Annotated in this window: 5 protein-coding genes and 4 pseudogenes; 6 read left to right on the forward strand and 3 right to left on the reverse strand. The window is 37.8% G+C overall.

Translation table 11 applies throughout. From position 1 onward, the window contains the following. A pseudogene (locus tag A3835_09180) lies at window positions 1–182 on the forward strand (L-alanyl-D-glutamate peptidase). A gap of 452 nt (window positions 183–634) precedes the next feature. On the opposite strand, the pseudogene A3835_09185 reads toward A3835_09180, so the two are convergent. Then, a pseudogene (locus A3835_09185) lies at window positions 635–1,602 on the reverse strand (transporter). 108 nt (window positions 1,603–1,710) lie between these two features. Between A3835_09185 and A3835_09190 the strand changes: the two are divergent. Further along, window positions 1,711–2,157, forward strand: a complete 447-nt coding sequence (locus tag A3835_09190; protein ORI09808.1) for a CopG family transcriptional regulator — start codon at window positions 1,711–1,713, stop codon at window positions 2,155–2,157. Between the two features lie 44 nt (window positions 2,158–2,201). Here A3835_09190 and A3835_09195 read toward each other — a convergent pair whose 3' ends face one another. Continuing rightward, the gene (locus tag A3835_09195) at window positions 2,202–3,515 is read right to left on the reverse strand and encodes a transporter (GenBank protein ORI09809.1); all 1,314 of its coding nucleotides are present in this window, start codon (window positions 3,513–3,515) and stop codon (window positions 2,202–2,204) included. A gap of 171 nt (window positions 3,516–3,686) precedes the next feature. Between A3835_09195 and A3835_09200 the strand changes: the two genes are divergently transcribed. The 3 genes and pseudogenes from A3835_09200 (at window position 3,687) to A3835_09210 (ending at window position 6,682) form a co-directional block, all read left to right on the forward strand. Beyond that, a complete protein-coding gene (locus A3835_09200) occupies window positions 3,687–5,027 on the forward strand; it encodes a hypothetical protein (protein ID ORI09810.1) in 1,341 nt (446 codons plus the stop codon). A 241-nt stretch (window positions 5,028–5,268) separates the two neighbouring features. After that, window positions 5,269–6,113, forward strand: a pseudogene (locus A3835_09205) (fumarate hydratase). A gap of 9 nt (window positions 6,114–6,122) precedes the next feature. After that, window positions 6,123–6,682: pseudogene (locus A3835_09210) on the forward strand (fumarate hydratase). Window positions 6,683–6,714: 32 nt separating this feature from the next. Here the strand turns inward: A3835_09210 and A3835_09215 are convergent. Continuing rightward, complete coding sequence (locus A3835_09215; protein ID ORI09811.1) at window positions 6,715–7,194, reverse strand: cysteine permease; 480 nt, start codon at window positions 7,192–7,194, stop codon at window positions 6,715–6,717. A gap of 91 nt (window positions 7,195–7,285) precedes the next feature. Here A3835_09215 and A3835_09220 point away from each other — a divergent pair, with 91 nt between their 5' ends. After that, entirely contained in the window at window positions 7,286–7,660 is a 375-nt protein-coding gene (locus tag A3835_09220) for a reactive intermediate/imine deaminase (GenBank protein ORI09812.1), read from the forward strand. Window positions 7,661–7,782 lie beyond the last annotated feature (122 nt).

The following is a 7,782-nucleotide window of genomic DNA, read 5'->3' on the forward strand; positions in this document are numbered from 1 at the left end:
ATTCAAATCATTTAAAAAGATGTGCGATAGATCTACATATATTTAAAAATAACGTCTGGTTACAATCAAAACCAGAATTGCAAGAAATTGGCAATTACTGGGAAAGCCTAAGCGGTTCTAATCGTTGGGGCGGTAATTTTAAAAGCTTTATTGATGTTCCCCATTTTGAAAGAAACTGTTAAATTCTCTTGACTTCTATCTTAAAATCTTGGCTTCGCTTATCGCTTAGCTCAAATTTTAGAGCCGAAATTACTCGTTCATGAAATTTTAAAATTTACTTGATACTTGCCCAATAATAAAACGCATGCGGCACGATAGTGCTATCGCATGCACTTTGAACGTGCGAGGGGATTGGAGGATTTAAAAAGGGGGATAAGGGGACGGCTTCGTAATTCAAGTCCCCTTGTCTCCCTTTTTGGTAAATTTATATCGCAAAGCAAATTTTAAAATCTTACTCACTCGCCTTAGCGGACTACTAAATTTAAGCCTCGTAGCCACTCGCCACTAAATTTAGAGTCGTGATATGCTCGCTCATAAATTTTAAAATTTGCCTGATGATAAAGCACATTTAGCGTGCTGCTTGTTTTATGACAGCATAAATTCAAAATTTAGACGCTATATCTTAAATTTACCCCTACGCCTTATAATTTATATTTCTCTCAAATTCTCTCAAACGTTTATTTACAGATCTTAGCTCTGTTATCGTCGTCCAGTTATCTATAAAGACGCTAAAACTCTCTCTAACTTGAGAAAAAGCGTTGCTAGCTGTATAAGCACACCAAGCGTTATAACGCCGCTAAATAGGCCATTTCCCATGATGACATAAGGCACGATGACAAGAATTTGTGAAAATGAGATGAGCCAAAGGTTAAAGTAGCCGTAGTGCAAAAATAGTTTGTAATAATTTAACTTTACGCCCGTAAAAAGCTCTATCATGACGTTTGGCTGGCAAAATTTAGACTTATCATCTTCGCCGTAAACTAGCTCTTTTCTAAATGCTGCTTCTGCTTTTTGGTTGTTATACTCGATATGTGGGAGTTTAATGCCCACAAACCACGAAATAATTAAACCACCGATACTAATTATTAAAGCAATATAAACAAGCGAGCCTTCGATATCTTTGATGTAAGGCAAGCTCACGCTCTTACTTAGCTCCCAAAGTACAGGAATGAAAGCGATAAGTGTCATAATCGCCCTTAAAACCTGCACGCCAAGACTTTCCATTATCTTTGCAAAGCGGTAAACATCCTCTTGAATACGCTGCGAGCTACCCTCGATATCACTTTCACAGTTTTGCCAAAATTTTAGATATCTAAATGTCATCGCCTCTCTCCAGCGAAAGACCCAGTGGCTAGCAAAAAACGAGATAACAGTGTAAGTCACGACATAAGGCATAGCGATTTTTATAAAGTTAAAAATTTCTCGCCAAAACTCACTTACATCATGATCTTTTGAGTTTTGCACGATGTCGTAGAAATTTTTATACCACTCGTTTATACGGACATTTAGGTGTGTTTGATAAACAAGAAGCAAGATAATAAATATCGCTCCGCCATAAGCCCAGAGTGCCCATTTTTTATCTTTAAAAAATGATGAAAACATAAAGTGCCTTTTGTAAATTTTGGCGAATTATAGCAAGCAATATTAAGCATTTATATAAAATTTAAATGTGAGCTATATCATTTTGCAAATTTTATGTAAAGGAAAATGATGAAGAAATTAGCATTTTTGGCTCTTGGCTTTTTTGCAACATTTGCGTTCGCGGCTGATATGAAGGTCTATAAAAGCCCAACTTGTGGATGTTGTACTAGTTGGGGTGAGGCGATGCAAAAGGCTGGATTTAGCGAAGAGGTCATAAAAGTAGATGATATAGCTAAAGTTAAGAAAGAATTTAATGTGCCGCTAGAGCTTTCAAGCTGCCATACGGCAATCATCGATGGATATATCATAGAAGGTCACGTTCCAGCTGATGAGGTAAAGCACCTACTAGAGCTCAAGCCAAAAGACGTAGTTGGTATCGCAGTACCTGGCATGCCGATGGAGAGCCAAGGTATGGAGCAAGGCAGTAAAGCCGAGCAATACGATGTTATTTTATTTAAAAAAGATGGCTCGCAAGAAATTTTTGCCACTTATATTGGCACAAAAAAACTAAGATAACTTCAAAAATTTTTAAATTTAGCTCATTTTTTGGCGAGCTAAATTTAAAAAGAAATTCCCTTACTTACGGCTATGATACAAAGTAAAAATGTTAGCGGAACGTAGATAAATTTGCCTACAAAATACCAGAAATTACCATAAGATTTATTTGCTCCAGAGTTTATCTCGTCTAAAATTTCTTCTTTTTTAATAATCCAAAACCAAGAAATAGCACCGATTACCGCGCCGATTGGAATAATATAGATCGACACAAAGTCCATCCAAGGTCCCCAACTGCTAATAGGCTCCATAAATGCTCCTATGCCAAAGCAAACTGCACAAAGTAGCGTGAGTGTCCAAAATCTACTAAGAAACGGAAATTTATGCATTAGTGACTCGGCGACTACTTCAAACATGTTTTGAAGCGAGGTGATGCCACCAAAGATAACAGCTGTAAATAAAATAATGGCAAAAATTTGTCCACCGATCATATTTTGTAAAATTTTTGGAAGCGTTACAAAAAGTAGCTTTGGACCTTCGGCTGGATCCATAGCATAGGCAAAGACCGCTGGGATCATAACAAGAGCGGCCACAAGAGCTGCGATAGTATCAAAAAAAGCCGTAGTTTTAGCACTTTCAACGATATCTTCATCTTTTGAAAGGTAAGCCCCATAAACTATCATGCCAGATCCTGTGATAGAGAGCGAGAAAAAGGCTTGGCCCATCGCAGAAACCCATACCATCGGGTCCGCAAGCTTACTAAAGTCAGGAATAAAAAGGAATTTATATCCATCAAATGCATTTGGTAGCATCGCGACATTTATAGCCAAAATGCTAAACAATACGAAAAACAGTGGCATCATTATTTGATTTGTTTTTTCGATACTTTTTGCCCCAAAAAATAGTGTAAGAAGCGTGCCAACAACGATGATAAAATGATAAGGCAAGACTGAGTAATCTTGAAGTGCAAATGAGTTAAACCAAACGTTCGTATCAACGCTCATAAATGAGCCAGTAAGCGCCTGAGTAAGGGCTTTTAGCACGTAAGCGATGATGACTGCGTAGCCAATAGCTATGCAAAGTGAGCCAGCAAGTGGAAGCCAGCCAATAATACTGCCAAATACGCCTAAATTTCTACTTTGCCAAGCATATTTATATGATCCAAGCGTACCAGTTTTTGCACGTCTACCGATCGCATACTCCGCACTTAGACCAACATATGAAAAAAGAGCTATGAAAAAAACATAGATGAGTAAAAACGCTGCACCGCCATTTGTGCCAAGTTTATAAGGAAAGCCCCAGACATTCGCCATGCCAACTGCTGATCCAACACAGGCCAATATAAATGCCCAACGCGATGAAAAATTCTTTTTGCTCATTGTAAAATCCATAAATTTAGTGATGAAAATAATGTTATCAAAATATGATTTAAGAACTTTTTATAAATCTTAAATTTAAGAAATGTTGTTACTTTTGGGCGTGGATAATTTGACCGCTAAATATAAATTCGCTATAATCAGGCAAAAATTTTTAACTCTTAAGGATCATAATTGAACCCCAGTAGCGATAATTCGCTTTTAATGGTAATACTTGCCATTGTATTCATTTTACTAAATGCCTTTTTTGTTTTATCAGAATTTTCTCTTGTTAAAGTTCGTAAGTCTAGACTTGAAGAGCTTATCAAGGAGAAAAAGCCAAATGCTCAGCTTGCTTTTGAGATGTCAAACAAGCTTGATACCTATCTTAGTGCCACTCAGCTTGGCATCACACTAAGCTCACTTGCTCTTGGTTGGATCGGTGAGCCAGCGGTTGCAAGACTTATAGAAGCTCCGCTTAAAAATTTTTTCAACTTTAGCGATATCTTAGTTCATACCGTTGGTTTTGCGATCGCATTTACGCTTATTACGCTACTTCACGTTGTAATGGGTGAGCTTGTGCCAAAGTCAGTTGCTATTGCAAAGGCTGAGACTTCAGTACTAAAAATCGCTCGTCCACTTCACTTTTTCTGGGTGCTATTTTCGCCTGTAATTAAGCTTTTTGATATTTTAGCGACCATTGGACTTAAAATTTTAGGTATCCAGCCAGCTAAAGAAAATGAACTAGCTCACTCTGAAGAAGAGATAAAAATCATCGTTGGCGAGAGCTTAAAGGGCGGTGTGCTTGATAGCTTTGAGACTGAGCTTATCAAAAATGCAGTTGATTTTAGTGACACGGTCGCAAAGGAGGTTATGACGCCAAGACGCGACATGATCTGTATAAATAAGCAAAAGAGCTTTGAAGAGAATTTACAAGTCGTATTTGAGTCAAAATATACTCGTTACCCTTATATAGACGGCTCAAAAGATATTATTTTGGGCATGATACACATTAGAGATATTTTGCAGCTCCACTTTAGCAAAGATAAAGAGAATAGTTTTGACTCAATTGTTCGTAAATTTGTCATCGTGCCTGAGAGCCTTTCTATTTCAAAAGTGCTTGTAATGATGAATAAAGAGCAAATTTCAGCGGCACTCGTAGTCGATGAGTATGGCGGCACAGCCGGACTTCTTACGATGGAAGATATAATGGAAGAGGTTCTTGGTGATTTTAATGACGAGCACGATGAAGTCGATCAACACTATAAAAAGATAAATGACAATATTTATGAATTTCAAGGTAGATATGATCTAGAGAGTGTTGAAGAGGTTCTTGGTATAAGCTTCGATGAAGAGACAGATCAAGTTACAATCGGTGGATATGTCTTCAACTTAATCGGTCGTTTGCCAGTAGTTGGGGACAAGATCGAGGATGAAAACTGCTACTACGAAGTAAGAAAGATGGATGGAGCTAGTATCTCACGAGTCAAAGTTAGAAAAAAGATAAAAAATGAAGAGGATAGCATTCAATCTTAAATTTATGTATTTATGGCTTAAATAAGCCATGTTATGTAAATTTCTATCAATATTGTGATGCTCTAGACTCAATTTCGCCACCACTTATTTCATTAAATTTGTTTTAGATAAGTCTTCTAGTTGTAGTCAAACAAAATAAACTCATATAAATTTTTTCGAGTAGATATCCAGTATGAAAATTTAATCTTAAATTTTAAATATAGTTAATATAATTAAAAATTGTTTTTTACGAGGAGTAAAGATGAGAATAATAAATGTAAAAGATATAAGAGAAGTCGTTGCTAAGCTTTGCAAACAGGCCTGTTATGTCGTGACGCCAGATTTAAAGGCTGCTTTTACAAAGGCTCAAAGTAACGAAAGTTCGTCACTAGGCAAAGACATTTTGGGCAAAATTTTACAAAATGCTAAGCTAGCAGAAGAGGGTGTTGCGCTATTTGCCAAGATACTGGCATGACTGTTGTCTTTGTCGAGATCGGTCAGGACGTGCATATCGAGGGCGGATATATCGAAGATGCGATCAACGAAGGCGTTGCGAAGGGCTACACTGAGGGCTATCTTAGAAAATCAGTCGTAGCTGAGCCACTTTTTGAGAGAAAAAACACCACAAACAACACTCCAGCAGTCATCCACACTAGGATCATCCCAGGCGATAAGCTAAAGATAAAAGTCGCTCCAAAGGGTTTTGGCAGTGAGAACAAATCAATACTAAAAATGCTTGTGCCAGCTGATGGCATAGAGGGCGTTAAAAAGGTATTTTTAGAGGCTGTAAAATATGCTGGACCAAACGCTTGCCCTCCAATGACAATAGGCGTTGGCATAGGCGGCACTATGGATAAAGCAGCGCTTCTAGCTAAGCAAGCTGCAGTTCGTCCAGTAGATAGCAAAAATGCCGATGCAAGATATGCAAAACTTGAAGATGAGCTTCTTGAGCTTGCTAGCAAAACTGGCGTCGGACCTCAAGGGCTTGGTGGCGATACAACTGCCATAAAAGTAAATGTCGAGTGGTATCCAACTCACATCGCAGGCCTACCAGTAGCCATAAATATCAACTGCCACGCTGCACGCCACGCAGACGCCGAGCTTTAAGGAGATAACATGTCAGAAGTAAAAAGAATAACAGCACCATTTGATAAAGAGGTGGTAAAAAGCCTAAAAGCAGGCGACAATGTCCTAATATCAGGCACTATCATCGCTGCTCGTGACGCCGCTCACAAGGCGCTAACAGAGGCTTTAGCACGTGGCGAGAAGCTACCAGTTGAGCTAAAGGGCGAGACTATCTACTACGTCGGACCAACACCAGCTAAACCAAACCAAGCTATCGGCGCAGCAGGCCCAACAACAAGCGGTAGAATGGACAAATACACGCCAACTATGATAAACGAAGTTGGCATAAATGGCATGATCGGTAAGGGATATCGCAATGATGCAGTGGTTGATGCGATGAAAAAATCATGCTGTGTTTATATGGTCGCTATCGGCGGTATCGGAGCGGTCATTAGCCAAAGTATCAAAAAATATGAAGTACTAGCCTATCCAGAGCTAGGACCAGAGGCAGTCGCAAGGCTCACAGTGGAGGACTTCCCAGCGATAGTCGCTATCGACTGCGAGGCAATAACTTCTACGAAGTCGGCCAAGCACCTTACAAAAAGATATAAATTTATCCCGCTAGCAAGCTAGCTAGCGGAATTTAATAATATCCAAGACACATCGTTTCGGTTAATTTTATGCGTTTTTCAAATGGTGCAGGTGAGAAAAATTTGCACTTTTCAATGTAAATTCTATAAGAATAGCTAAGATTAAAATCATCATAAAATTTCTTCAAGTCTATAAATTTGATGCCACAAATCTCATGAAATTTAAAGAGCTCGTAGATCTTAGAGCCATTTTTTGCTACAAGATGAGAAGGAGCAAGTGAGGTAAAGGAGCAAAATACGCCTGTTGGAATAAGTCCATTTAAAGGTGTGCAGGCTTTTATAATGTTTTGAAATTTGGCTGGAACGCTATTTTTTCTAAGAAAGACTATTCTTGAGTTTTCAAATTTAGCACTTATGACGTTTTTCCAAAAAAGATAAGCATTTGATGAGATGCCAGCATTTTTAGCTAACTCAGCACCGAGTATATAATCATCTAAAAACTCATTTGGTGCGAGTATATTTTGCATCTTCATCCTTTTGAAATTTTGCCCATTATAGCTTTTAGAGACTAAAAATTTAGAAAATTTATAGTAGGATTTTAAAAAAATTTCAAAAGGAGAAAATATGAAAAAACAAATCTCAACAAAAAATGCTCCACAAGCGATCGGACCATATTCTCAAGCTATTAGCTCAAATGGATTTTTATTTATCTCAGGTCAGCTTGGTGTCACACCAGCGTGTGAGTTTGCAAGTAGTAGCGTAGAAGCTCAAGCTGAGCAATCTCTTGAAAATTTAAAAAATATCTTGGCTGAAGCAGGACTTAATTTTGATAATGTCATAAAGACTACAATATTTCTAGCAGATATGGGAGATTTTGCTAAAGTAAATACTGTGTATGCTAAATTTTTTAAAGAGCCTTATCCTGCCAGAAGTACAGTAGCTGTTAAGACCTTGCCAAAAGACGCACTTGTGGAAATAGAGCTTATCGCGGCTTATTAATAGATATTGTGTAAAAGTTCACATAATTTAATGCTTAATTATAATGGAGAGCAGAAACTCTCCAAATTTATACTTCAAAAACTAAACCCTTAAACCTATAATAAAAATACATACTTTAAAAT

Source organism: Campylobacter concisus, from assembly GCA_002092835.1.
Taxonomy (GTDB): domain Bacteria; phylum Campylobacterota; class Campylobacteria; order Campylobacterales; family Campylobacteraceae; genus Campylobacter_A; species Campylobacter_A concisus_K.